22 protein-coding genes and 1 pseudogene are annotated in these 25,739 nt (G+C 66.2%); 16 read left to right on the forward strand and 7 right to left on the reverse strand.

Annotation, left to right across the window (positions count from 1 at the left end):
- The 8 genes and pseudogenes from ACFV2O_RS14770 to ACFV2O_RS14805 form a co-directional block, all read left to right on the forward strand.
- Positions 1–877: pseudogene (locus tag ACFV2O_RS14770) on the forward strand (hypothetical protein); the annotation flags it as partial.
- Positions 878–1,019: 142 nt separating this feature from the next.
- Positions 1,020–3,413, forward strand: a complete 2,394-nt coding sequence (locus tag ACFV2O_RS14775) for a heavy metal translocating P-type ATPase (protein WP_379252528.1) — start codon at positions 1,020–1,022, stop codon at positions 3,411–3,413.
- A gap of 998 nt (positions 3,414–4,411) precedes the next feature.
- On the forward strand, positions 4,412–5,812 hold the full coding sequence (locus tag ACFV2O_RS14780; RefSeq protein ID WP_379252189.1) for a hypothetical protein: 1,401 nt from the start codon (positions 4,412–4,414) through the stop codon (positions 5,810–5,812).
- A gap of 57 nt (positions 5,813–5,869) precedes the next feature.
- Entirely contained in the window at positions 5,870–7,111 is a 1,242-nt protein-coding gene (locus ACFV2O_RS14785) for an AAA family ATPase (protein WP_379252190.1), read from the forward strand.
- Positions 7,108–8,346: a VWA-like domain-containing protein gene (locus ACFV2O_RS14790; RefSeq protein ID WP_379252191.1), complete on the forward strand. Its 1,239-nt coding sequence runs from the start codon at positions 7,108–7,110 to the stop codon at positions 8,344–8,346. The genes ACFV2O_RS14785 and ACFV2O_RS14790 overlap by 4 nt, the downstream gene beginning before the upstream one ends.
- Before the next feature lie 137 nt (positions 8,347–8,483).
- Positions 8,484–9,974: a glyceraldehyde-3-phosphate dehydrogenase gene (locus tag ACFV2O_RS14795; protein WP_379252192.1), complete on the forward strand. Its 1,491-nt coding sequence runs from the start codon at positions 8,484–8,486 to the stop codon at positions 9,972–9,974.
- A 307-nt stretch (positions 9,975–10,281) separates the two neighbouring features.
- Positions 10,282–11,424, forward strand: a complete 1,143-nt coding sequence (locus tag ACFV2O_RS14800; protein ID WP_379252193.1) for a fatty acid desaturase family protein — start codon at positions 10,282–10,284, stop codon at positions 11,422–11,424.
- Positions 11,425–11,625: 201 nt separating this feature from the next.
- The gene (locus ACFV2O_RS14805; protein ID WP_379252194.1) at positions 11,626–12,264 is read left to right on the forward strand and encodes a hypothetical protein; all 639 of its coding nucleotides are present in this window, start codon (positions 11,626–11,628) and stop codon (positions 12,262–12,264) included.
- Between the two features lie 293 nt (positions 12,265–12,557).
- Here ACFV2O_RS14805 and ACFV2O_RS14810 read toward each other — a convergent pair whose 3' ends face one another.
- Positions 12,558–12,851 carry a hypothetical protein gene (locus ACFV2O_RS14810; protein ID WP_355073792.1) on the reverse strand — a complete coding sequence of 98 codons (294 nt, stop codon included), beginning with the start codon at positions 12,849–12,851 and terminating at the stop codon, positions 12,558–12,560.
- A 920-nt stretch (positions 12,852–13,771) separates the two neighbouring features.
- Here ACFV2O_RS14810 and ACFV2O_RS14815 point away from each other — a divergent pair.
- Positions 13,772–14,533 carry a dienelactone hydrolase family protein gene (locus ACFV2O_RS14815; RefSeq protein ID WP_379252195.1) on the forward strand — a complete coding sequence of 254 codons (762 nt, stop codon included), beginning with the start codon at positions 13,772–13,774 and terminating at the stop codon, positions 14,531–14,533.
- A gap of 31 nt (positions 14,534–14,564) precedes the next feature.
- Here the strand turns inward: ACFV2O_RS14815 and ACFV2O_RS14820 are convergent, their stop codons facing one another.
- Both ACFV2O_RS14820 and ACFV2O_RS14825 read right to left on the reverse strand, forming a co-directional pair.
- Positions 14,565–15,110, reverse strand: a complete 546-nt coding sequence (locus ACFV2O_RS14820; protein WP_379252196.1) for a hypothetical protein — start codon at positions 15,108–15,110, stop codon at positions 14,565–14,567.
- A 338-nt stretch (positions 15,111–15,448) separates the two neighbouring features.
- On the reverse strand, positions 15,449–15,844 hold the full coding sequence (locus tag ACFV2O_RS14825; RefSeq protein ID WP_379252197.1) for a YciI family protein: 396 nt from the start codon (positions 15,842–15,844) through the stop codon (positions 15,449–15,451).
- 98 nt (positions 15,845–15,942) lie between these two features.
- On the opposite strand from ACFV2O_RS14825, the gene ACFV2O_RS14830 reads away from it, so the two are divergent.
- Genes ACFV2O_RS14830 through ACFV2O_RS14845 form a run of 4 tightly spaced genes read left to right on the forward strand, consistent with a single transcriptional unit; the run spans position 15,943 to position 20,079 of the window.
- On the forward strand, positions 15,943–16,581 hold the full coding sequence (locus ACFV2O_RS14830; RefSeq protein ID WP_379252198.1) for a VOC family protein: 639 nt from the start codon (positions 15,943–15,945) through the stop codon (positions 16,579–16,581).
- Positions 16,582–16,620: 39 nt separating this feature from the next.
- Positions 16,621–17,529, forward strand: coding sequence for a VOC family protein (locus tag ACFV2O_RS14835; protein ID WP_379252199.1), 909 nt, complete (start codon positions 16,621–16,623; stop codon positions 17,527–17,529).
- 3 nt (positions 17,530–17,532) lie between these two features.
- A complete protein-coding gene (locus ACFV2O_RS14840) occupies positions 17,533–18,387 on the forward strand; it encodes an alpha/beta fold hydrolase (protein ID WP_379252200.1) in 855 nt (284 codons plus the stop codon).
- A 54-nt stretch (positions 18,388–18,441) separates the two neighbouring features.
- Complete coding sequence (locus tag ACFV2O_RS14845) at positions 18,442–20,079, forward strand: long-chain fatty acid--CoA ligase (protein WP_379252201.1); 1,638 nt, start codon at positions 18,442–18,444, stop codon at positions 20,077–20,079.
- A 148-nt stretch (positions 20,080–20,227) separates the two neighbouring features.
- Here the strand turns inward: ACFV2O_RS14845 and ACFV2O_RS14850 are convergent, their stop codons facing one another.
- Positions 20,228–20,971: a GntR family transcriptional regulator gene (locus tag ACFV2O_RS14850; RefSeq protein WP_355078195.1), complete on the reverse strand. Its 744-nt coding sequence runs from the start codon at positions 20,969–20,971 to the stop codon at positions 20,228–20,230.
- Between the two features lie 139 nt (positions 20,972–21,110).
- Here ACFV2O_RS14850 and ACFV2O_RS14855 point away from each other — a divergent pair, with 139 nt between their 5' ends.
- Both ACFV2O_RS14855 and ACFV2O_RS14860 read left to right on the forward strand, forming a co-directional pair.
- Positions 21,111–22,004, forward strand: coding sequence for an NAD(P)-dependent oxidoreductase (locus ACFV2O_RS14855; protein ID WP_379252202.1), 894 nt, complete (start codon positions 21,111–21,113; stop codon positions 22,002–22,004).
- Positions 22,001–22,480: an SRPBCC family protein gene (locus ACFV2O_RS14860; protein ID WP_379252204.1), complete on the forward strand. Its 480-nt coding sequence runs from the start codon at positions 22,001–22,003 to the stop codon at positions 22,478–22,480. The genes ACFV2O_RS14855 and ACFV2O_RS14860 overlap by 4 nt, the downstream gene beginning before the upstream one ends.
- Positions 22,481–22,642: 162 nt before the next feature.
- On the opposite strand, the gene ACFV2O_RS14865 is transcribed toward ACFV2O_RS14860, so the two are convergent.
- Positions 22,643–23,323 (reverse strand): class II aldolase/adducin family protein, encoded by a 681-nt coding sequence (locus ACFV2O_RS14865; RefSeq protein ID WP_379252205.1) that lies wholly within the window; start codon positions 23,321–23,323, stop codon positions 22,643–22,645.
- A 178-nt stretch (positions 23,324–23,501) separates the two neighbouring features.
- Between ACFV2O_RS14865 and ACFV2O_RS14870 the strand changes: the two genes are divergently transcribed.
- Positions 23,502–23,849: a nuclear transport factor 2 family protein gene (locus tag ACFV2O_RS14870; protein WP_379252206.1), complete on the forward strand. Its 348-nt coding sequence runs from the start codon at positions 23,502–23,504 to the stop codon at positions 23,847–23,849.
- A 211-nt stretch (positions 23,850–24,060) separates the two neighbouring features.
- On the opposite strand, the gene ACFV2O_RS14875 is transcribed toward ACFV2O_RS14870, so the two are convergent.
- Together ACFV2O_RS14875 and ACFV2O_RS14880 are read right to left on the reverse strand one after the other, a co-directional pair.
- Complete coding sequence (locus ACFV2O_RS14875) at positions 24,061–24,810, reverse strand: IclR family transcriptional regulator (protein ID WP_379252207.1); 750 nt, start codon at positions 24,808–24,810, stop codon at positions 24,061–24,063.
- A gap of 34 nt (positions 24,811–24,844) precedes the next feature.
- The gene (locus ACFV2O_RS14880; protein WP_379252208.1) at positions 24,845–25,735 is read right to left on the reverse strand and encodes a fumarylacetoacetate hydrolase family protein; all 891 of its coding nucleotides are present in this window, start codon (positions 25,733–25,735) and stop codon (positions 24,845–24,847) included.
- Positions 25,736–25,739 lie beyond the last annotated feature (4 nt).

The raw sequence follows: 25,739 nt of genomic DNA on the forward strand, positions 1-25,739 counted from the left end.
GCTCCTCGCTGTCGCCGCCACCACCGCGGCACTGCTGACCGCCACCGTATGGCTCGCCGGACGCCGAGACCTCGGCGCAGGGCTGCTGCCCGCCCGCGACACCGCACCCGCTCACACCCGCTTGCTGAGCGGCCCGTTCGGGCTGGCGGTGCGCCTCGAGCGCGCTAGCGCCCTCGGCTGGGCCGGTGGGTTGGCGCTCGGCGGTTTCCTGGTCGGCCTGATCGCCAGGGGCTCTGCCGACATCTGGGCCGACCAAACCGGCGGCCTGTTCGTCGCCCTCATCGGCGCCAAGGGTGGAGCGATCTTCCTCGGTATCTGTTTCCTGATCATGGCTCTGCTGGTCGCCATGGCTGCCGCCGGGCACGCCGCCGCCACCCGTGAACAGGAAGCCGACGGCTACCTCGACCACCTGCTCGCCCGCCCGGTCGACCGGCGCAGCTGGCTGGCCGGGCGCGTCGCCGCATCGGTGGTCACCCTCATCGCACTCGGCATCATCGCCGGACTCACCACCTGGGCCGGAACACTCCTCACAGGCGGAGCACAGTCGGGTTCCACCCTGCTGGCCGCAGGTATCAATCTGATCCCCGTCGGCATCCTTGTTCTCGGGATCGGAACCCTCACTTACGCGGTCGCGCCCCGCCTCACCACCACCGCCTCCTACGGTGTGCTCGCTTGGTCGTTCCTGCTCGAAGTCATCGGCGCCAGCCTGGGACTCAGCCCCTGGCTGCTGGACCTGTCCATCCTGCACCACCTCACCCGAGCCCCCGCCGAACCGGTCAACTGGACCACAGCCGCGGTCCTCACCACCCTCGGAGCCGCCACAGCCGGCGTCGGGATCCTCGCCTTCACCCGGCGTGACATCGACACCACCGCATGAGTGCTCACCACAGGACATGGGTCCTCCCGGCCGCAGAGGTGGTCGGTTTCCCCTGAAGCAGGTGACCTCGGCCCCTGTCGCCATATACCCCCGTGGGGTATATAGTGGGTGTGCACGAGTGCCGCAAGACAGGAGTGGTGGGATGGTCGACGAAGCCGGGCGAAGTACCGCGGTTCTCGACGTGCGTGGGCTGTGGTGGGCGAGTCAGCAGAACACCGTGACATCGGTGCTCGGGCGGCGGCCCGGGGTGGTGTCGGTGGATACGAATCCGGTATCGCAGACCGCCACCGTGGTCTTCGACGCTTCGCGCACCTCGGTGGCCGAGCTGCGGGACTGGGTTCGCGATTGCGGGTTTCATTGCGCCGGTCAGTCGGTGCCCGCGCATATCTGCGATCCCATGGCCGAACCGGATCCGCCGGCTGTCGCGGCCACAGCGGGTGACCATGCCGGACACACCCGCATCGATCATGTTGCGGCAAAGCCCGAGGGCATCGAACACGCGCAGATCGCACACGACCACGCCGCAATGGGACACGCCGGTCATGCGGGGATGTCGATGGCGGCGATGGCCACCGACATGCGCAACCGGTTCGTGGTGGCGGCGGTGTTCTCGCTGCTGGTGATGGCATGGTCGCCGATGGCCAGTGACATGTTCGGGCTGCATCTGCCGACCCCGTTGGGGGTGCGGCAGGACATCTGGGCACTGGTGCTGAGCCTGCCGGTGATCTTCTATTCCTCGACGATCTTCTTCACCGGTGCGGTCCGAGCGTTACGGGCCCGCACGCTGGACATGATGGTGCTGGTCGCGGTCGGTATCGGCACAGGCTGGCTGTATTCGCTGGCGATCACGCTGACCGGTGGCGGTGAGGTGTTCTACGAGGCCTCCACCATGCTGGCCACCTTCGTGCTGCTGGGGCACTGGTTCGAGATGCGGGCCCGCGGCGGCGCCAACGACGCCATCCGCACCCTGCTGGATCTCGCGCCGCCGAAGGCGGTGGTCATCCGCGACGGGCGAGAGGCCGAGATACCCACCGCCGAGGTCGTGGTCGGTGACGTGCTGTTGGTGCGGCCCGGCGCGAAGATCGCCGTCGACGGCGTGGTCACCGACGGCGACAGCGAAGTCGACGAGTCCATGGTCACCGGTGAGAGCCTGCCGGTGCACAAGCAACCCGGCTCATCGGTGATCGGTGCCACCATCAACGCCAACGGCACCCTGCGCGTGCACGCCACCAAGGTCGGTGCCGACACCGCACTGGCACAAATCGTGAATCTGGTTCAACAGGCCCAGAACTCGAAGGCACCCGGGCAGAAGCTGGCCGACCGGGCCGCGTTCTGGCTGGTGCTGGTCGCCCTCGTCGTCGGCGGGCTCACCCTGGCGGTGTGGTTGCTGGCGGGCGCGAGCTTCGCGAAAGCGATGCTGTTCGCGATCACCGTGGTCGTGATCACCTGCCCCGACGCCCTGGGTCTGGCGACCCCGACAGCGATCATGGTCGGCACCGGGCTCGGCGCCGGACGCGGTGTGCTGTTCAAGAACGCGATGGCTCTGGAGTCCTCGGCCCGGGTGCAGATAGTGGTTATGGACAAGACCGGCACCCTCACCAAGGGCGAGCCGGAGGTCACCGACATCGTCACCGACGGCAACACTGGCGCCGACACCGAGTTGCTCGCTCTGCTCGCGGCGGTCGAGCGCGAGTCCGAACACCCCCTGGCCGAAGCGATCGTCCGCTACGCCGAAGCCCACGGGGCCGGCCATGCGGTCGCGGAGCGGTTTGAGAACGTGCCCGGTCACGGGGCGATCGCCGTGGTGGGTGAACGTCGGGTCGTGGTCGGCAACCGGCGATTGTTCGAACGGGAGAATATCGAGCTGGGCGAACTGGCCGCGGCCAGGGACCGGCTGGCCGGCAGCGGGCACACCGCCGTGCTGGCCGCCGTCGACGACAAGGCGGCCGCGGTGATCGCCATCGCCGACGCGCCGCGGAAGACCTCGGCCGCCGCGGTGCGGGAACTGCACGACCTCGGTGTCGAGGTGGTCATGCTCACCGGCGACAATCAAGCCACCGCCGACCGCATCGCCGCTGGGCTGGGCATCGACACCGTGATCGCGGAGGTGCTACCCGGCGACAAGGCCGCCCGGATCACAGAACTTCAGGCCGGCGGCCGCAAGGTCGCCATGGTCGGCGACGGCGTCAACGACGCCCCCGCATTGGCACAGGCCGATCTGGGCATCGCGATCGGTGCCGGCACCGACGTGGCCATCGAAACCGCGGACCTGGTGCTGATGCGATCCGATCCGCTGGACGTGCCCACCGCGCTGCGCATCGGACGCGGCACCCTGCGCAAAATGCACCAGAACCTGGCCTGGGCCGTCGGCTACAACACCATCGCCCTGCCGATCGCGGCAGGAGTGTTCGAACCGCTCGTCGGGCTCACCCTGCGCCCGGAAATCGCCGCGATGTCGATGTCCGGCTCCAGCATCATCGTCGCTGTCAACGCACTGGCACTCAAACGACTCCGACTGCCCGACAACTCCAAATGACACCGAAGCCGCTGTCAACCTGCGATCCTTCCGGGAAGACCGCGATGTCGGGTGGGCTCGAGCCGAGCTGCTTCGTGGCTCGGGCCAATCCGAGAGGCCGGTGTTGATAGCCCAGGTGCCGGGCCCGGCCGTTCGACAACGGTGACTTTCGCGGGACGGCTACGCGAAGGCGGGCGTTCTCGGTGGCGAGTTCGACAGCAGGCGTCGCCAGCGAGAGCCGCCCACGCGGCGCAGCAGTGCGGTTGATACGGCCGCACGCGCGATAGCTACCGTCGCACTCACCCTTCTCATCACGACAGGCGCCGCAGCCTGCTCTACAACAACCCGAGATCGCTGCGTACGCTAAGGCCATCCACGGCGATCCCGCGTTCGAGAACACTTTCCGGCATGAGTTCGCCGAGGTCGACGGTGTCGGTCTGCACTATGTGACCGGCGGTAGCGGCACGCCGTCGTCCTCATCCACGGCTGGCCACAGACCTGGTACGTCTTCTCGGAGATCTCCACCGCCAGTGCCTGGTGGCGGCCGACGGCCGGACGATGACCTCGGTGCCCGGGTCGCTGAGCTGTCGGAGCGCGAAGGCGAAGGCCTGTTCCGACCGGCATAGCTCGCGCGCGGATTCAGGCGAGGTTCGCCGACGCCTCGTCGAGGAGGTGGTCGCACTCGAAACCTCTTGCTGGGAATCAGATTCGCTGGTTCACTCGGTAGGCGGTTGCCGTACGGCTCGAGTGACGCTTCCGGGGGCGATTGGATCGGCTGGTGCAGTCGTCCCCTGGGCGATGCCACAGGCGATGTGGCGCCAATGTGCCGCCGGAAATCGGCTGCTGATCATCAACTGCGCCAACCGTTCTGGCGAGTGCTCGTGAGGGGGAAGCGGTTCGGCGAAACTGCCGCCGAGCCCCTTCGGCTGGCCGGTGGCGGTTCGGGAGGTTATGATCAACGCGATGATGACTCCATCTGTTCAAAGATTGGGGGTTCCGTTCGCACAAGGTGAGTGCTGATGCTCACTCACATCGCGAACGAGGACGACTCCCGCCTTTCCTTCTGGCTGCGTGTGCGTGAATTCGCCGTGCCGCCCTCCATGATCGAGACTGCTACCGCCCGCCGTCGCGTGGGGGACTGGGCGGGCGCGTGTGCCGCGGCAGGCTTCGATGTCGATTTCACTGTCCGGTCGGTGGCGCGTAGCCACGGGCACGAACTCGCGGCTCGAATCCGGGCCGACCTCCGCCATCTGGCTCCTGACCTGTTGCGCTGGCATCTGCCGAGAGTCGCTCCGGACGGGTTGTTGCGGCCGGGTCTGACCATCGCCTTGGCGCGGTACGACACGGCACCGGACCAGCGCGGCGGCGCACGTCCCATGCACCTTGTCGTTCGGACCGCGCCGACTTGGGCGGATGGCGGTCAGCGGATCAGTCTCGCGCTGTGGGACGGATCCGCCGCCGGGACCGGTGCGGGGCTCCATCCGCATCCTCGTCCCGACCGGCGTTTTCGCCTGGATCTCCATCGCCATTTGTGGGACGCGCGCAGGGTCGGCGAGCTGCGGACACGGTCCGGGGCCGAGCGGCCCGAGAATACTTGCGCGATGCCGGAACCCGAACTGCTCGCCGCGGTGCCGCAGATCCGTCCGTGCGCCGTCGACCGCTGGGCGGCCGAGGCGGAGATTCTGCGCCACGCCGAGGGACGGCGTAGCGGTACTTTCGTGGTGCGGCTCGGGGCCAGGCAACGGTTGGTTCTGGACTTGGACGGCAACGGTTCTGGGCCGCCCATGGTGCGGATCGCGTCGAGATACCCGGTTGGCGGCGTCTCCGCGCTGCCCGTCCTGCCCGACGCGGCGACCTGGGTGCTGCCCGATCTGGAACTGCTTCGTGCCGGCGCGATAGCGGCCGATCGGCTGCACCCGCTGGTCGCATCGGCACTGGTACCCGACTACTCACCGAACGATGCGCCCCGCGTCCCGGACCGCGCAGGTCAACCGCGCCTGGTGCAGTGCAGGGGAGAACAGCACAGGATCGGGCTGGTCGACGGGGTCCTGGCCGCGCTGGACCACGACCAGGTCGAGATCCGGCGGGAGGAACTGCTGGTCGCCCTGAACGGCACTCCGCTGCCTTGCCTGCAGGCCATCGATGAGACGCACCGCCATCCGGACTGTCTGGTCGGCGTCCGCGAGCGTTTGGACCATGGCGACACCGCCGGCGCGCTGGCCATCGTAGCGGGACTGCTCGGTCCCGACGCGGTACTGCGCGACGGTGCTCTGCGCGACGAACTGGAAACGTCGGCGCGACAACGAATTACCTACGGACTGTTCAAGGCGGGCCTGTCCGAGCCAGGGATCGGGCGCGTTCCTCCGGTGCGCCGTCCACGCGACCGCCGCGCGCACCCACGCAACGCGACCTCGCGCTGACCCGTCGACCTCGCCGCACATCCACTCGACAACGCAACCCCTTTCAGGTGATCACACATGCTTACTGCTGTCCGTACGTCCGCCGATCCGGCCCGCCCCGCCCAACTCGATGTGGCCGACGAGTTGCTGAGTCTGCTCCGCGAGGTAGCCACCGAACCGCGCCCCGATAACCAACTGGAGGCCTTGGCGCTGGCCGTGGCCGCCGACCTACCGGTTCTCCTATGGGGTGAACCAGGGATCGGGAAGACCGCGGCCCTGACCCAGCTCGCCGCCGACTTGGACCTTCCGCTGACCACGGTGATCGCGAGTGTGCATGAGCCGTCCGACTTTTCGGGTCTTCCCATCATCGGGGACGATCCCGCGGAACACGGAGTCCCGATGGCTCCGCCGGATTGGGCCGTACGGCTCGTCCGGACCGGGCGCGGACTGCTGTTTCTGGACGAACTGTCCACCGCCCCGCCTGCCGTGCAAGCCGCCCTGCTCCGTCTGGTCCTGGAGCGGCGGATCGGCACCGTGCAACTGCCGCCCGGTGTCCGGATCGTCGCCGCGGCCAATCCGCGATCCTCGGCGGCCGATGGCTGGGAACTCAGCCCGCCGCTGGCCAACCGGTTCGTGCATCTGCAATGGACCCACGATCACGATGTGGTCGTTCGCGGCCTCGGCGGGACCTGGCCCCGCGCGACACTACCGCGGCTGGCCTCCGAAAGAGTGGGCGAGGCTGTGGCTTTCGCGCGCCGAGCGGTGTGTGCGCTTCTGGCGGCTCGTCCCGCTCTCGTGCATCAACTCCCCAGCACCGAAACCCGCCGAGGCGGTCCCTGGCCGTCGCCTCGAAGCTGGGAGATGACATTGCGGCTGATCGCCTTCGCCACCGCGGCCGGTTCATCCCGGGATGTGCTTTCCCAGCTGGTTCGAGGCACTGTTGGCGACGGGCCGGGCTTCGAGCTGCTGGCAAGCTTGGACCGGATGGACCTCCCGGACCCGGAAGTACTGCTCGCCGACCCGGCGGGAGCAGTCCTGCCCGAGCGGGGGGATCTGCGGCAGGCTGTGCTCGACGGCGTTGTGGCTGCGGTCCGCAAACGGCCGGAGAAATCCCGCTGGGATGCGGCATGGGCGCTTTTGGTCAAGGCTTCGGAAACCGGGGCGCCGGATCTGATCGTGGTTCCCGCAACCACTCTCGCCACGCTGCGCCAGGACGACTGGGACGTGCCCGCGGCCATCGAGGAACTCGCCGGAGTGGTATCGGTGTCCACGGAAGCGGATCGGGCAGCGGGCCGTGGCGCGGCGGAGGCAGGCCGATGACCGCGAACGCGCTGCGGACGCTGGACCGCGACAAACTCTTCGCCGCCCGATTGCACGCCGCCAGGGTCCGGCCCTACCTGGCGACCGCTCTGTTCGCGCTGTGCGTCGTCGAATCGCGCCGAGTACCGACGATGGGTGTCGACCGACACTGGCGCTGCTACGTGTCGCCTGCGTTCGTGGACCGAACTGCGGTAGCGGATCTGGCCGGTGTGTGGGTGCACGAGGTGTCGCATCTGCTGCGCGACCATCACGGTCGCAGTGACCGCTTCGCCCGGCAACACGACTTGACCGGCCCGGCGGAACGACTGCGGATGAACATCGCCGCGGACTGCGAAATCAACGACGACGCATTCGGCGACGGGCTGCCCCGCCCCGATGACGCTGTCACGCCCGAGTCGTTGGGGTTGCCCGAGGGGGAGCTCATGGAGGACTACCTGCGCAAGTTCCGGCTCGGACCCACTACGCAGGGCATAGCGTGGCTCGACTGCGGCAGCGGCGCAGACGGATTGGAACGCGAATGGGAACTCGGGCCCGACGGTGCGGACGGACTCAGCGAACACGAACGAGACGCCGTCCGATTCCGGGTGGCGCAGGGCATCATCGGCCGTCCGGGGAACGCCTCGAAAGGGTGGCGGCGCTGGGCGGAAGAGGCGTTCCATCCGCCGCAACCATGGCGGGATCTGCTGGGAGCGGCTCTCCGCTCCGCGGTCTGCGTCGCCGGTGCGGGTGCGGACTACACCTATGGCCGGCCGGCACGGCGCTCGGCGGGGGTGCCCGGCGTAGTGCTGCCGAGTCTGCGGCGAACGCCGCCTCGGGTCTCGGTGCTCATCGATACCTCGGGGTCGGTCAGTGATACGGAACTGGGCAGCGCGCTGCTCGAGGTGGCCGCCATGGCCCGTGCCGTGGGCGGCCGCCGCGACCTGGTCACCGTGCTGCCGTGCGACGCGGCGGCGAGGATCGTGCATCCCTTGTGCCGTGCCGAGCGGATACCACTGGTGGGCGGCGGCGGCACTGACCTGCGCACGGGCATCGCCAAGGCGATACGAGCCCACCCCCGCCCCGATGTCCTCGTGGTCCTGACCGACGGCCACACACCTTGGCCGACCACACGGCCACCGTGCCGGACGGTGGTGGGCCTGTTTCGTCGGCAGTACGCCGCTTCGTGGCGCGAAAACGATCCCGATTACGTGCCGGACGCGCCTCCCGCATGGGCCCGAGTAGTCGATATCGGATAGGCGCCCGCTGCTCGGATGATGATGCTCGGTCGGTGCCGCCACCTGGCGATCTCACCAGGGGGGATCCGGCCTCGGTGAAATCGGGGCCCTCATTAGCATCGATACGCGTGTAAATCGAGGAGATCCGAGGACCTACGTTGACTACCGAACAACTCGACCGCTGGAACGCCCAGGAAGCCGCCGCCGAGGCGATGATTCCCATCATCGGCACGTTGTATCGGGGGAAGGGCGTGACGATCCTGCTGCACAGCCGGTCGCTGGTGAACAAGTCGGTGATCAGCATCCTGCGGACGCACCGCTTCGCGCGGCAGATCGACGGTGAGGAGTTGTCGGTGGACGAGACTCTTCCCTTCCTGCGAGTGCTCAGTGAACTGGATCTCGGGCCCTGCAAGATCGATCTCGGTCAGTTGGTCATGACCTACCGCGCCGACGATCGCGGACTGTCGATCCGCGAGTTCACCGCTGCGGTGCTGGCCGAGGTGACCAACGGCAACAAGGCTCTGTCACCGGGCCCGAGGGATGTCGTCCTCTATGGCTTCGGCCGCATCGGTCGCCTGGTCGCTCGCCTGCTCATCGAGAAGGCCGGATCCGGCAACGGGCTGAACCTGCGTGCCGTGGTGGTGCGCAAGGGAGGCGACGACGATCTGAACAAGCGAGCGTCGCTGCTTCGCAGGGATTCGGTGCACGGCGCATTCAACGGCACGATCAAGGTCGATACCGGCAACGACACGATCACCGCGAACGGCAACACGATCAAGTTCATCTACAGCGATGATCCGACGACGATCGACTACACCGAGTACGGGATAACGAACGCGATCCTGATCGACAACACGGGCAGGTGGCGTGATCGGGACGGGCTGTCGCAGCATCTGCGCCCCGGCATCGCGAAAGTCGTTCTCACCGCGCCCGGTAAGGGCGATATCCCGAATATCGTGCACGGCGTGAACCATCGCGGCCTGGACCTGTCGCAGCAAATCTTCTCGTGCGCCTCGTGCACGACCAACGCGATCGTTCCGCCGCTCAAGGCCATGGACGACGAGTACGGCATCATCCGCGGCCACGTGGAGACGGTTCATTCGTTCACCAACGACCAGAACTTGCTGGACAACTATCACAAGGCGGACCGGCGCGGTCGTTCCGCGCCGTTCAATCTCGTGCTCACCGAAACGGGTGCCGCGTCCGCGGTCGCGAAGGCTATGCCGGATTTCAAGGCCAAGATCACCGGCAACTCGATTCGTGTTCCCACCCCCGACGTTTCGGTCGCGATTCTGAACCTGCAGCTTCAGCGGGAGACGACGAAGAGCGACGTGCTCGCTTACTTGCGCGGGGTTTCGCTCGCCGGACCGTTGAGCCGAAACCTCGATTACACCGCCGCCACGGACGTGGTTTCCAGCGATTTCATCGGATCGCGCGCAGCGTCGATCATCGATGCCAATGCCACGATCGTCGAGGGTGACACCGCGATTCTCTATGTCTGGTACGACAACGAATTCGGCTACTCGTGCCAGGTGGTGCGGACGGTGCAGTACATCTCGGGCATCGAGTACCCGACCTATCCTCAGACCGGCGCGCGGCTGGACGGCACCGCCGACGCCCGCGTGCTGACTGCGACCGACGCTCGGTAACTCGCACAGCCGAGATATTGGTCGGCAACCGGCCGAGCAGCGCGACGGACATATGTCTCGCGCTCGCCGATGTCTGTGCAACCCGATCGTCACGCGGATGTGTCGTCGATCGGCACATCCGTTCACCTCGCGGTGGTCTCCTCGCGCGACTCTGTTCCCGAGCCAGGCGAGTCTTCCGCGCTGACTTCCGATAGCCTGCTGTCGTCGACGCCGGGTATGGAAGGACAACGGTCCGAGCCCGGAAACCAACAGTGACAACAGGATGTGCAGGCAATCCGTGGTTCTCGAAGGTTCTACCGGTCGGACGATGCCGACATCCTCCGTCACGACAACCGCGCTCGCGGACTATGACCCGATCGATCCGGACGGACAGCAAGCAGCGCCGGTTGCTTCGTCGCCGACCGCCGAGACCAAGGAAAACCGACCGGCGCGTGGCAGCGAGTATGCGGTGTTGCTGCGTCTAGTGCGCCAAGCCGGGCTACTGGATCGGCGGTTGCGGTATTACGTCTGGAAGAGTGCGGCCACCGCGGTGGCGTTCGCTGCCGGGTGGGCGGTGTTCGTCATGGTCGGCGACTCGTGGTGGCAGCTGGTGGTTGCCGCGTTCTTGGCAGTGGTATTCGCGCAGATCGCGTTCCTCGGCCACGATGCCGGGCACCGACAGATCTTCGCCGGTCGGCGGGCCAACTACTTGTTCGGTGTGATCGCGGGCAATCTCGGCATCGGGGTGAGCATCGGCTGGTGGGTCAGTAATCACAACCGCCACCACGCTCACCCCAACACCGAGGGTTCGGATCCGGACGTGATGGGGGTGCTGGCCCATTCCGGCGATCGAGCACGGACCGGCAAAGGCATCCGGCGGTTGATTTTCCGCTATCAAGCCTGGCTGTTCTTTCCGATGTTGTTGCTCGAGGCCGGCAGTCTGCACTATGCGAGTGTCCGGGCGGTGCTGCGCTGGGCGATACCCAACCGCGTCTGGGAGGCCGCGCTGCTGGCCGCACATGCCGCCGGGTATCTCGCCGCGGTCTTCCTGGTCTTGTCGCCGGGTAAAGCGCTTGTCTTCATCGCTGTGCACCAGGGCCTGTTCGGGTTCTATATGGGCTGCACTTTCGCGCCCAACCACAAGGGGATGGAGGTACTGGCCGAAGGCGAGTCGACAGACTTTCTGCGTCGGCAGGTGCTCACGTCCCGCAATGTCCGCGGCGGCCGACTCGTCGACGCCGCCCTCGGCGGACTGAATTACCAGATCGAGCACCACCTGTTCCCGTCCATGCCGCGGCCCAACCTGCGCCGGGCCAAGCCGGTGGTCGAACAGTTCTGCGTCGAACTCGAGGTGCCCTACTGCGAGACCAGCGTCCTGGACTCCTACCGCCAAGCGCTGAGCCACCTCCACGCCGTCGGCCGACTCGCCGGCCCGCAATCTTCTGCGGTAGCCGACAGTCGACCCGACTGACTTCTCACCTCAGCTGAACCATTACAGCGCTGTCTACCGGCTTCTGGGCTGGTAGCTCGTTCGTTCCGCGGCACAGCAGGACACTCGGACTCGATCCTGTCAGCGGACCGAGCACCCTTTCGCCCGCTCGGCGTGACATTTTCGCGACCATTTCGTAATGTATCGGTGACCTATTCTCGACTGTAATCGGTAGCCGACATCATGCCTGGTCAACACCGTAAACGGACCGCAGCCCGGAAGCTCAGTGCCCTGGCCGTATGCGGCATCGCCGCGGCCCTCGCCGTCGTGTTGTGGGCGGTAACGCGACCGGGCCTGGAGGCTCAGCATGCCGCAGCGGCCGATTCGCCGCCGTCGGCCGCCGTCGCGCCGCCGACCAGCGTGCCGTCGATCACTCGGCCGACAGCGGCGGCGTCCGCGGCCGAGAAACCACCACCGTCGGCCAGGGAGGCTGCGCAGCACCTGCCACCACCGCCTCCCCCTGTACCGTGCTCGACCGAACTCGCAGGCACGCGGCCGCACGTGGCGCAGGTGGGCAACCTACTCAAGAAGACGTTCGCCGTCGCCGACATCGGCGGCGCCATCGGCCGTAGCGACGGCGACCACGGCGCAGGCTTGGCACTCGATCTCATGACACCCGATTCCGCGCGGGGCGACGCGATCGCCGAATACGTGCTGGCCAATCAGCAGCGTTTCGGTGTGACCTACGTGATCTGGCGGCAGCGGTACAACGATGGCAGCGGTTGGTCCTATCTGGAAGACCGCGGGAGCCCGACCGCCAATCACTACGACCATGTGCATGTGTCGTTCGACAAGGCCGCCCAGGGAGACGTAGCCTGCTGAACTTCATTCGGTGGGTGGCCCGAAAAAAAGTTCGTGCCGTCCGGCGACTTCACCGGGCGGCACGAACCTGTGTTCAAGGAAGCTCAGCGCTCGCAGCACTGGGAGCTGTCTCCCTAGCGGGCAAACGGAATCTTGGGGTCCACCCGCCGCATCTGCTTCGATGCGGCGAATCGACTAGTTCAGCTGTAGCGAATTCACCGCTGTAGTGCGGGCCGCGGTGTGGAGCGGAGCGGCGCAGGGAAGTCCGGCCCCGAAGGGGCAGACGGACGATGCGGTGATCTACCGAGACCGGATCAGGAGGCGGGCTTGGGCTGGGTCAGGTCCCGGATGCCGGTGATCGCATCGATGACGTTGACGACGGCGGAGGTGCCCCCGTCGAGGGCCGAGCTGCCGGAGTCCAGCATGGCGGAACCGGAGGACGAGCCGGCCGAACCAGTGGACGAGCCACCGTCGGCCGAACCCGAGGCCAGGCCCGCCGAACCGGTGCCGGCGGCGGAGTGGGCGGCGGAGGCCACCGCGACCGGGCCGAAGAACAGGGCAGCGGCGGAGACGGTGCTGGCGGCGAGAAGGGCCTTACGAGAGAACATCTACGGAGCTTCCTTTCACAGTGGGATAACGACGCCATCACGGGCGCACCAGCAACGTTAAGAAAAAGAAATCTACAAATCCACTTCTATTGCTGTGGTAATCATCACCGTTAATAGTTGGCTAACTGAGTATTTTGCCGAGGTAACACAAATTGATCTTCATCCACCGGTGAAGTCGATGATCAAATCGAGTCGATTTCTCGACACCCCGCGTATCAACGTGCGGCGGAGTCGATCTCGCGGTGCGCTTCCATTCTGTTCGGCGTGAGTCGAGCCGACGGCACACTCGGCGCCACTAACCTGTGTCGTCCGATTTGACCTGCTAGGGGACGGGTCGCACTGCGGTAAGTCGGTACAATTTCGCATCCGATGCACATCCTGCGGCGGCTCCCCCGTGCTCAACCGATGCATTCGCCTACCGAACGCCCCTCCGGTCGATCCATCCAAGTGGAAGCATGCTCTCCGGTTTCGGTCGAATATTGCGCAAATCTGCGGATCCTCGGCGTCGTGATCGCTTTATGGCGCAGAAATAAACACGTCTTCTGCAAATATGCAGACAATGCATGAGCCTGGACGGACTGTTGTTGAAGATGAAATCGGCGACTGCATCCCGTTACGGACCTGCCGGATGTGCTGGCTGGTGCCGCTGAGACTGCCCTGGGGCCTTGGCGTCGACGTGATAGACGAGCACGCCGCCTGCGCTGAGCCCGCACAGCACGATCGGCCGGTTGTCCCGGGCCCGGTCGTGTGCGGTGAGGTCGACGAGAAGGTCGACCCAGTCGCCGATGATCGGGTTCGCGTCGGGCTCGATCGCTCCGCCCCTGTCTCGGCTCGATGCTCCGACGACCGGTAGTCGAGTCGAATCGGCTGATCTTGAATGGGGTATGTTCGAAAGGCTGGCATGGCAGGAGGATTCGAGGGTGACCGCAGTGAACGGTATGTCGGTCGACGTCCGGACATCCGACGGTGTCGCTGACTCGTATGTCGCCTACCCCGACGATGGCGCCGCCCATCCGGGAGTGCTCGTGATTCAGGACGGTTTCGGACTGCGGCCCAGCCTGCGATCACTGGCCGATCGTATTGCCGCCCATGGCTACACCGTTCTGCTGCCGAACGCCTATTACCGGCACGGGCGTGCGCCTGTGATCGAGCTGCCGGACTTCATCGACCCGGGGGAGCGGCCGGAGATCTTCCAACAGGTCTTCCCGATGATCCGCGAGCTGACCCCGGAGCTCCTGCGTTCGGATGTCGGCGCATATCTCGAGTGGCTGGCAGCGTCGCCGCAGGTCATAGCGGGAAAGGTCGGCGTCACGGGTTACTGCATGGGTGCGCGGCTGGCGGTGCTGACCGCCGCCATGTTCCCCGATCGGGTTGCGGCGGTGGCAGGATTCCACGGCGGACCGCTGGTGACCGACACCCCGGACAGTCCGCATCTCACCCTCGGAAACATCACGGCGGAACTGTATTTCGCCCACGCGGGCGAGGATCACCACATGACTCCGGAACATATCGCCCTGTTCGACAAGGCGCTGGATGCCGCCGGTGTCCGCCACCGCACCGAGGTCTACGAGGGTGCCCAACACGGCTACACCCAGGCCGATACTTCCGCACACGATCCCGAGGCCGATGAACGGCACTACCGCGAACTGCTGGCCCTGTTCGACCGCAATTTGCGCCGCTAGCCGGGCTCAGCCGACCTCGCGGAAGCACCTGTCAGGTCGGCGGCGCGTGTCGGATGCCCCGCCACCCTAGCGGGAATCGGACCCCAGAGGCCTGGACGTCGTGAATCAGCTGCGCGTAGCCTTCGCAGGCCTCACCGAGGTGAAACCATGCCTCGTGCCGCACGTCGTTGTCATCGACGTGTAGCACCGTCCACCACGCGTTGGCATAGATCTTTGCGATATGGCTGATCACCTCTCCCAGGGAATGGGTGTGCCTGCGCGCGCCGGGGGCTCTCGGAACATGGACGAACGCCCACGAATCGATCTCGCTGACGATCTCGGCAATGTCGATGTGGACGCGGGCTTCATCGAATTCGGCGGGAAGACGCGTTCGATTCAGGCGCACTGGGATCAGTGCCGCGTGCAGATCGCCCAACTCCCTAGCCCACTCGATCAGCGATGATCCTTGCGTAAGGTGACCAGCGATCGCCGCCAATAACTGATCAGGCCCGAGCAACGGTGCTTTCCCTTCCTCCGGATCGCCGTCGTCGCGCGGCCGGAGTGGTTCGGCCCGGGAGCAGAAGACCGTGGCGGTCATCGTCGCACCTCATACCGAGGCGCGACGGAGGTCGGTGCGGTTTCTTCGGCAAGGTGAACCGCGTGGCGGAGTCCCTGACCATGAGCTGCGCCGGAGGTGAATTCGACGCGTTCGTCCAAGCATCCCACTGGAGTTCCTTCAAACCGGGTTTTGCCGTTGCTGTCGATGGCGGTCGTCGCCGATGACCTGTGCGGACGGTGGAGATCTGCCGCACCTTGATACCTGATCGGCCATTATCAGCAGAGTGTATACACTATGGCATCAGAGAATGCGTTCGTCAACGGTTATGTGCCCGAAGGTGGGCGTGCGACGAGATGCGGGCTCGAACGGGTTCCCGCTCAATGCCATTCGTAGGTGCCGCGGCCGAGTGACAGGCGCATCGAAACGCTGCCCTCGTTGAGGCGCCACCGATGAACGACGAAGCTGCGCAGACCCGCCGTGACGAACGGATCCGCTGACGCGATGGCGGTTGCGTCGGCTTCGTCGGAGGCGCGCAAGACCGTGACGCCCGATCCCGGACCGGCGCCGGGGCCGCTGACGAGGGGGCCCGACAGGAAGACGAGGCCGCGTTCCTCGAGGTCCAGCAGCCAGGCTATGTGCGCGGGGGCGAGGGCGGCGATGTCCTCGGAGGTCGTCCCGGCCGAAGGGGTGGAGGTCAGCATCCAGTAGTCCTGGCCCAGGAGCAGTGAGGGGTCAGGGGCGTCGCGATCGGCGGCGGGGGGCAATAAACTCATCGCATAACTGTATGCAATTTCCGTGCGGCAGCAACATCCGGAAGAACCTTGACAGTAAAAGTGCATACACATTACGGTCGGACGCGTAGGGAACAGGAGTGACGCCACCTGCGGACTCCTCGGCCGGGCGGTTCCAGGAGCACTCGATCGACCAGCACATGACCCGGCCGCCACCACGGGAAGGAAAATTCACCATGCCGATCGCTGAACTCGGTCATTTCGGAGTTTTCTGCGATGACCTGGAAGCCAGTACAGCGTTCTACCGCGACGTCCTCGGACTGACGGTCACCGATGAGGACCTGAATCTGGGCATGCGGTTCTTCAGTGCCCGGCCGAACTTCGAACACCACGAGTTCCAGCTCGTCGAAGGCCGGACCGTGGCGCGCGCCGACGAGAACACCAAACTCATTCAGCAGGTCTCGTTCCGGGTCAATCATCTGACCGAGTTGATCGAGTTCCACCGCAGATTCATCGAGCACGATGTCGACTTCGACATGATCGTGACGCACGGCAACGCGTTCGGCATCTATTTCTTCGATCCCGAGGGCAACCGTTGCGAGGTGTACTGGCAGACCGGACTGCCCGCCCGCCAGCCATTCCTGGCAGCGATCGACCTCACCGAACCGATCGAGAAACTGCTGGCCGACAACGCGGCGCTGGTAGCTCGGTACGGGGAGACCGGCTATCTGCAGCCGGGGCTGGTGAAGAACCTCATCCCGGACGCGATCGACTCCTGACACCGTGCGTTCGGCAAGTTTCCACAGGAGAGAACACCCATGATCACGCTGACCGACATCGCCTATGTGCGGTCAGGAGTCGCCGATCTCAGGACCGCCGTCGACTTCGCGACCCGCATCGTCGGTCTCGAACTCGCCGGTGAGACCGAACCAGGGGTCGCACACCTTCGCGCTGACTCCCGCCACCACTGTCTGGCTTTGGTCGAGGGGGTGTCGGGGGTTCTGGCCTCCGGGTTCACCGTCGCCGACATGGATGCGCTGGAGGCTGCCGAGAACGAACTCGAGCACGCCGGTTTCGCTGTGCGGCGCGGGTCGAGGCAAGAGGCTCGCTCGCGACGCGTGGCCGAGTTCATCGGCTTCGACGATCCCTTCGGCAATCGCATCGAGCTGGTCAGCCAACAGGAGACGATCACCCGCCCCGTCGCTTTCGCTCGGCCGGCAGGCATCACGGAGTTCGGGCACCTCTGCCTCGACGCACCGGATGTGCACGAGGCCTACCGGTTCTGGAACGGGCACTTCAACGCCCGCGTGTCGGATTGGATCGGCGACGCCGCGTGCCTGATGCGGATCGATCCCGTCCACCACAAGCTCGCCGTATTCCAGGGCGAGAGCGCTGGTCTGTGCCACATGAACTTTCAGGTGGAGTCCATCGACGACGTCTTCCGTTCCTGGCACTTCCTGCGAGAACGCGACGTCCAGATCGAAATGGGCCCTGGTCGCCACCCGCAGTCGACAGCGGTGTTCCTCTACTTTCTCGGTCCCGAAGGCTTCACCTACGAATACTCGTTCGGGGTGCGTCGCATCGAGGACGACGCGGCTTGGCGACCGCGCACGTTCGATCCGGATGAACCCGGCTCGATCGACATGTGGCTGGGTCCGGTCAAGCGGGTCTCCACGCAGCACGCGGCCTCGATGGCCGGAACCCGACCCGCCCCGACGAGGAGTTAGCAAGTGGCCGTCATCACCGGCGATCATCCGACCGCATCGATACGCGAAGTCGATGGGGTACGCACCGCTGTCATCGACACCGGGGAGCACGCAGGCGAGAGCGCGCAGCCGCCGCTGCTGCTCCTGCACGGATCCGGTCCCGGTGTGAGCGCCGCGGCCAACTGGCGACCCGTGCTGCCGTCCCTTTCGCAGAGCCGGCGCGTCATCGCCCCCGATCAGTTGGGCTTCGGTGGCACAGCCACCGGTGCGGCGCGCACGTGGGGCCGACAGGCGTGGACCCGGCACGCACTCGCGCTCATGGACGAACTCGGCATCGAGACCTACGACATCATCGGCAACTCGATGGGCGGGGCAATCGCCTTATCACTCGCGGCCGAGCGTCCGCAGGCCGTTCGTCGACTCGTTCTCATGGGCTCGATGGGTGTCGCGATGGCGCTACCGCAAGGGCTCGACACCGTCTGGAACTACCGGCCGGGAATCGAGAACATGCGCGAGATCATCGGGCTGTTCGCCTACGACCGGGGACTCATCACCGATCAGCTGGTCGAGATGCGATACGGGGCAAGTGTCGAGCCCGCCGTCGCGAAATCGTGGGAAGCGATGTTTCCCGAACCGCGCCAACGCTGGGTCGACGACCTGGCCCTGTCCGGTGCCGAGTTGACCGGGGTGGCACAGCCGACCCTCATGATTCACGGGCGAGACGACCGGGTGGTGCCGTGGAAGGAATCCTCGGGGGCATTGCTGGAACTTCTTCCTGACGTCCGGCTGCATGTGCTCGGCAACTGCGGCCACTGGACCATGATCGAGAAGACCGCCGAGTTCCTCGGCGTCGTGGAACCGTTCCTGTCCGAGGCCTGACCTCGCTCAATGTGGCTTTCTGTGGGGAAGTCATCGATGGAAGAAGGAGTTGCGATGTTGAGCACTATGCAGGACGAGCCGTTGTCGTTGGCGACGTTGCTGCGCTACGCATCGACGTTCGCTGGGGATTCGACTGTGTCGACGTGGACGGGTACCGGTGTGCGCACCATGACCTATCGTGAGGTCGGGGCGGAGTCGGCGCGGTTGGCGAACGCGTTGGGCGGGTTGGGTATCGGGGTGGGTGATCGGGTGGGGACGTTCATGTGGAACAACAACGAGCATCTGGTGGCCTATATCGCGGTGCCCGCGATGGGTGCGGTGCTGCATGCGTTGAACATCCGGTTGTTTCCCGAGCAGGTGGTGTATGTGGCCAACCACGCCGAGGATCAGGTGGTGTTGGTGGACGGCAGCCTGGTGGCGTTGTTCGGGCAGATCCTGCCGCACCTGGCCACGGTGCGGCATGTGATCGTGGTCAACGGCGACGCGGCGACGTTGACCGCGCCCGAGGGTGTGCAGGTGCACTCCTACACCGAACTGCTGGGTGCGCAGCCGGATACCTACGAGTTCCCGGTGATCGATGAGCGCGCGGCCGCGGCGATGTGTTACACCTCCGGTACCACGGGGGATCCGAAGGGTGTGGTGTATTCGCATCGGTCGAACTGGTTGCACGCGATGCAGGTGGCGGCGAACAACGGGATGGGTTTGCACGGCAGCGATTCGATTCTGGCGATCGTGCCGTTGTTCCACGCGAACGCGTGGGGTCTGCCGTATGCGGCGTTGATGGCGGGGGCGAATCTGTTGATGCCCGACCGGTTCCTGCAGCCGGGTCCGTTGTTGGAGTGCATGGCCGCGCAGCGCCCGACCTTCGCCGCGGCGGTGCCGACGATTTGGGGTGGGGTGCTGGCCGGGCTGGCGGCCAACCCGCAGGACATCACGCATCTGCGTGCGGTGGTGGTGGGTGGTTCGGCGGTGCCGCCGTCGATGATGCGCACTTTCGAGGACAAGCATGGGGTGCGGGTGCTGCATGCGTGGGGGATGACCGAGACCTCGCCGTTGGGTAGTGTGGCGCATCCGCCGGCGACCGCGGTCACCGAGGAGCAGAAGTGGGCGTATCGGGTGACGCAGGGTCGTTTCCCGGCCGGGGTGCGGGCGCGTCTGGTCGGTGATGAGGGTGTGGTCGCCAACGACGGGGTGGCGTTGGGGGAGTTGCAGGTGCGTGGTCCGTGGATCACCGGGTCGTATTATTCGCCCGACGGCACGGTGATCGATCCGGAGAAGTTCGACGATGGTTGGTTGCGGACCGGGGATGTCGGCAAGATCAGTCCCGATGGTTATCTCACGTTGGTGGACCGCTCGAAGGATGTGATCAAGTCCGGGGGTGAGTGGATCTCGTCGGTGGATCTGGAGAACGCGGTGATCGCGCATCCGGCGGTCGCCGAGGCCGCGGTGATCGGTGTGCCGGACCAGAAGTGGGACGAGCGGCCGTTGGTGGCGATCGTGCTGGCCGAGGGCGCCGAAGCCGAACCCGAAGAACTGCGGGAGTTCTTGGCCGACAAGTTCGCCAAATGGCAGCTGCCCGAACGGTGGACGTTCATCGCCGAGGTCCCCAAGACCAGCGTGGGCAAGTTCGACAAGAAGCGGCTACGCGCCCAGTACGCCGACGGCGACCTGGAAGTCACCACCCTGTCCTGACCCTGCTGCCCCGCGTCACCACCTCAGCATCGGCAGTGGTGACGCGGGGTGACTACGCAACCGCCGCGCGGGCTGCCGGTGTCACGGGCGCGAGCCGGGTCTCGACCTCATCGCGAAGATCATTGGCTTCACGGCGGTTGCTCACCCGTCAGTCCGGAACGCCGACCATCTCCAGGGCCAATGGCACAGCGGTCGGCTGGTAGTCGGGCGAGGTGTCGCTCAATACTTTGAAAGCGGTGTGGGCCAAGTGACTCGCCATGCGGGCTTGGGCCGTGGCCTTGGCGCCCTCCACCAGCGCGGACAGAATCTGCGCGTGTTCGTGATCGCCGGCCTTGTGCCAGCTGTTCGGCTCGCCACCCTGGTAGATCCGGATGTACCGGACACACCGGTCGGCCAGTTGACGCAACTGCTTCTGCATGGTGTCACCGGCGCCGCAGGTGATCGTGCGGTGGAACGCCGAGTGGATGACGAACCAGCGCTCGGTCTCACCTTCCTCCGCGGCCACGCGCATGGCCGCCAGTTGCTCGGTCGCGTGATCTCGGGCGGCGTCGTCGAAGCTGTCCACTGTCATGGCGACGGCCAGTGACTCGAGCACGACTCGGCTGGCATAGATCTCGTCGAGTTCACGCGGGTCGAGCATGGAGACGCGGGTGCGCTGGTTCGGTTCGATCTGGACCAGGCCCTCCTCCTGCAGCATCCGCAGCACCTCGCGCAACGGCGTGCGGCTGACGCCGAGCTGCTCGGCCAGCGACACCTGAGAGAGCTTCGTCCCAGGCCGCAGCGTGCCGTCGAGAATCCTTTCGCGCAGGTAGGCGTGTACATACGGGATAGCTTGGCGTGCCTCGGGTAGTTCCACCCTGGTGATGTGCGGGACGAGCACTTTGCGACTCATACCCCTAGCGTAAGCGATGTGTATACATATTCCTTCTCTTTCGGATGTCGCCCGCGTAAACTGCATACAGTATTTCGGAGTCGTGGCGTCGCCGAAGGCGTCCCCTCCCCGCGCGAAAACCCGTGAGGACGTGACCAATGTGAGAATTATCGGAGTCATCGGACTGGGCAAGATGGGCCTGCCGATCGCTGAGAACTTGCTGGCCCGGGGGTTCGACGTCGTGGGGTACCGGCGCAGCATCGAGTGTCCCGAGCTCGAGGCCGCGGGCGGCACCGTCGCGTCGTCGCCGGCGGAACTGGCCACCTCGTGCGAGGTCATTGTGTCGATCCTGCCGACCGCGGATGACGTCCAGCGCGTGGTCAGCGGACCCGAGGGCACGCTGTCGACGATGCGCCCCGGAGCGATCCACCTCGAGATGAGCACGATTCCGGTGACGCGCAAGCTCGCATTGATGCGTCAGCTCCAGCATGTCGGGGCCACCATGCTCGACTGTCCGATCAGCGGCAGCCCCGGAATGGTCGGCCCGCGGCTGGCCAGGATCTTCGCCTCCGGAGCGGCGGAGGCGATCGATCGAGTCGCCGACGTCTTGGACGCCATCTCGGGGCCCTGGGTCAGAACCGGTGACTTCGGGACCGGCACCCACCTGAAGTACATCTCCTCCATGCTGGTGGCGACCCATACGGTCGCGGCCGCGGAAGCGATCGCGCTGGCCCGCCGCGACAACTTGGACCTCGAGATGGTCCAGTGCGCCCTGGAGACGTCCATCGCGGGCTCGGCGCTGCTCGAGCAGCGAGGTCCCGTGATGGCGCAACGCTCATGGCTGCCCGCTCCCGGGCCCATCGCGACGCTGCACGAGATCCTTGACCAGATCGAGGCGCACCTGCACGAGGTCGGCGAGCATCGGCCGGTGTTCGAGGCGGCCAAAGCGGTCTTCGACCAGGCCTTGGCCGACGGTTGGGGAGAACTCGATATAGCCAGCGTGCACGACCAGATCTCCGCCCAGAACGCACTCGCACAGGAAGTCACCAAATGATCTACGTCACTCACCGCCTCCCGGTCAACGAGACCGGCGAGCCGACGCTCGATCGGACTGCCGTGTGGCAGGGCCTGGTCATGAAGGCCGACAATGCGCTGCCCTTCGTGCCGGCCATGTCCCACTGCCTCGTCACCGCTCGCCTCGATGACGTGACGTTCGAGCGCGAGATCGAGCTGTTCGGCGACCGCTATTCCGAGCGAGTCAGCCTCCAGCCGCAGCAGCGGGTGATTTTCACGCGCATCTCGGGGCCGGTCCTCGGCACGATCGTCAACGACATCGAGGAAGACGAGGGGGAGCTGTTCCTCCGGTTCAGCTTCGCGCTGGTGCTCGAAGGCTTACAGAGTGGTTCTCCCGAGGAGGCGGCGTACGCCGAGGAAATGACGACGCAGTACATAGCGGCGGTCGGCGCAACGCTCGCGGCCATCCGTCGGGTCGCCGGTGGAGAAGCGTCCGTCACGCTGCCCATGAGCTGACGTCCGGACCGTGGGCGACGGCCCCGCGTTCCGGCGCGGGACCGTGCGCCTGGTCGGGGTACGCACACGCCCGAATTCGCTTCCACCGCAACCTGATCCAGTCCGGTCGGCCTGGCGACGGAGTTCAGCGGCGTGAGCCTTGGGTGGCATACGCGCGTGGGATCATCGGGCGGCGCGCGTCGTCGCCGCTTTGCGCAGCAGGTGTGCCCCCAGTCTGGGCAGTAGCTCGTGTTTGACGGCTTGCCATGAGCGAACCTCTTCCGCCGACATGGCGGCGACTGGTGCGTCCCTCGTCTCGAGCCAGACGGTGCACGCGGCGGCAAGCACCGACATGGTGGCGACTGCGGTGGCGGGGTCGGCTGCCATCGTGATCGCGCCGTTGCCGCGCAGAATGAGCGCGTCCGACGCGCCGATCGCCTCGGCGAGTCGCAGGCCGCGGTCGGCTTCGCGGACCAGTAGCGCGGAGGGGTACACCGGCACGGAATCGCCCAGCCAGCACGCCTGGCCGTGGGTCGGGGCGATGCGGTCGGCGAGCATGCCGACAGCCAGCGATGCCGCCGGCTGGGCCCGCGCGATCGCTCCGGTCGCCGGGAAACGGTTGTAGAGGGCCAAATGGGCCCACGCCTCGGCCGGGCATCCGGGTGGCAAAGACGTCGCGTTCAACGGGACACGGATGCAGTTCGACGCCTCGACGGTCTCGAGATCCGCGGCGGGTGTGATCACCATGTGGTCGAAGTCCCTGGCGGATACATGCCCGAACGCGTCGACCAGCCCCATGGTGGCCATGGCGCGCGCTGCGTCGGAAACCCGGACTTCGATGGGTTGGGTGGTGGAAGAGCTCACCGGATAACTGTATGCACTTTTTAGCCTCAGCGCCAAGCCCGGGGCGAAAATCGACGCTTCGCTTCGGGCAGTTCATTCCGCAAAGCGGAATTTGCGCTCAGGGAGATGGCCGGACGTGACTGGATCGGGTCAAAGTGTATGCAGTTCATCTCGAAAGGATCCAATTATGACCAGCGCTTTGACCGCCGCCGTGTTCCACGCGGTCGACACTCTCGACTCGAAGGCCTTTGCGGGACTTTTCGCCCATGATGGCAAGACCACCTTCGGCAACGGCCCCGTTCTCGAGGGCCGCGAGGCGGTCGAGGCGGGCACTGTCGGCTTCTTCGGCATGCTCAGTGGGATGCACCACGAGATCGTCCACGAGTGGGTCGTGGGCAACGACACCATCGTCGAGCTGGTTGTCACCTATGCGCGTAAAGATGGCCGAGAGGTCTCCATCCCGGTGGTGTCGATCTGGACTGTCGGTGACAGCGGCCTGATCGATAGCTATCGTGTCTTCTTCGACGTGGCCCCGGTTTTCGCGTGACCAAGCCGACGTGACCAGGGCGTGTCGCGGTCGTCACCGGAGGCGCCGCCGACCGGTGCCGACCGCACCGCCGCGACCGACTATGGGCCGGTCCGGACCGCCGGGTTCATGGCGGGGCGCAAGGCCTGGCCGCGGTCGGTCAGCCGATAGGACTGCGGCCGGGGGAGTGCGTCAACGCTGGAGTGACCAGCGCGAGGCGAGGCCCCGACCTTCAGGCGAAGTTCTCGGCGATCGCGGACGCGGTCGCCCGGACGTCGGGTACGAGGTCGACGAGGCGCCTGCGGCTGGAGCCTGCCGAAGGGCACGCCAACACGACCGCGGCGATGACCATGCCGGGCCGGGTGGTGACCGGGACGCCGACGGCGTTCACACACTGCTCGTTCGTCTCCAGGCACAGGGCATAACCCTGCCTGCGGACGACACCGAGTTCACGACGGAGCGCGACGAGCTCACGCGTCGAGCCATCACGCATTCGGACGTGGCGGTCGGGGTAGAGCGCGACCAGTTCGCTGTCGGGAAGCTGGGCCAGGAGCACCTTGCCGCCCGATGTGGTGTGTGCGGGCAGCAAGTGCCCGACACGACTTCGGACGCGGTGGGCGCGGCTGCTCTCGACGCCGTCGATGAACCGGCAGCCGTTGCCCTCCAGGGTCACCAGGAAAGTCGTACAGCCCGACCGCCGCGAAAGGTCGGCCAGATAGGGATGGCCGAGGACGCCGAGGTCGTGTGGCGGCTCGGCGCCCCGCGGGAATTGCGTCAGCCGTGGTCCCGGCAGGTAGGCGCGTTTGCGGTCCTGTTCGGCGAACCGGTGCCGCTTGAGGGTGGACAACAGCCGGTGTGCGGTGGGAGGCGTCACCGCGAGCAGTTCCGCGGCGTCGGCCACGCGCAACCTACCGTTCTCGCGCAGAGCGACAAGAAGCGTGAGCACGTTCTCGGCCGAAGAGATCGACTCGTGGGATGGCATGGTCCCTGCCCTCATCGACGATGGAGGCTCCCGGTCATGCCGCGACCATTCTGTTCTCCAGTCGACCGAGGCCGTCGATCTCGCTGACGACCAGGTCGCCGGCGTTGAGGAAAGTCTTGCGCGGCAGGCCGACACCGGCCGGCGTACCGGTCAGGATGACGTCACCCGGCTCGAGGGTCAGCACGCGGCTCGCGGCGGCGATCAACCGCGGCACCGTGATCACCATGTCGGCGGTGGACGCTTCCTGCTTGATCTCCCCGTTGACCGTCAGCCGAAGCGTGAGGTCGTGCGGATCGCCGATTTGCCAGCTGGGCACGAGTCCGGGCCCCAATGGGCACGACCCGTCGAATGCCTTGTGCTGGAACCAGTCCCAGCCGAATGGCGCGAGGACCGCGTCTTTCCTCGGGAACAGTCCCCGAGCGGACAGGTCGTTGGCGACCGTGTAGCCAGCCACGTGATCGAGGGCCGCGCGCTCATCGATATCGTGACCGCCCGCGCCGATGACGACGGCCAACTCGACCTCCCAGTCCACGTCGGCGCGTTCCGGCAGACGCACGTCGTCGTGCGCGCCCAGGACCGTCGTGGTGGGTGGCTTGAGGAAGAAGAAGGGCTCACCGTCCGGATCCGGACGCTGCGTGCCCATCTCCTCCGCGTGCCCGTAGTAGTTCGCCCCGGCGCAGATGACCTTGCGGGGATAGGTGAGAGGTGCGACGAGTTCGACATCCGGTATGACCTCGAGCGCCGAGGGCTGGAAGTTCCGGAGCAGGGGCGTGAACTCGGCCCACCGATCGAGAACTTCCAACAAAGTGAGGCCCGATAGCGGCTCCGGCGCCCGGCCGACTTCGCCGGCGGCGAGCACGCCGACACTCGGCTGCGCTCGGTTGCTCCCGACGAACTGGACTAGACACCACTGCTGCGACGACATGAAA

Origin of the sequence: Nocardia sp. NPDC059691 (genome assembly GCF_042733915.1) — a bacterium.
Taxonomy (GTDB): domain Bacteria; phylum Actinomycetota; class Actinomycetes; order Mycobacteriales; family Mycobacteriaceae; genus Nocardia; species Nocardia sichangensis.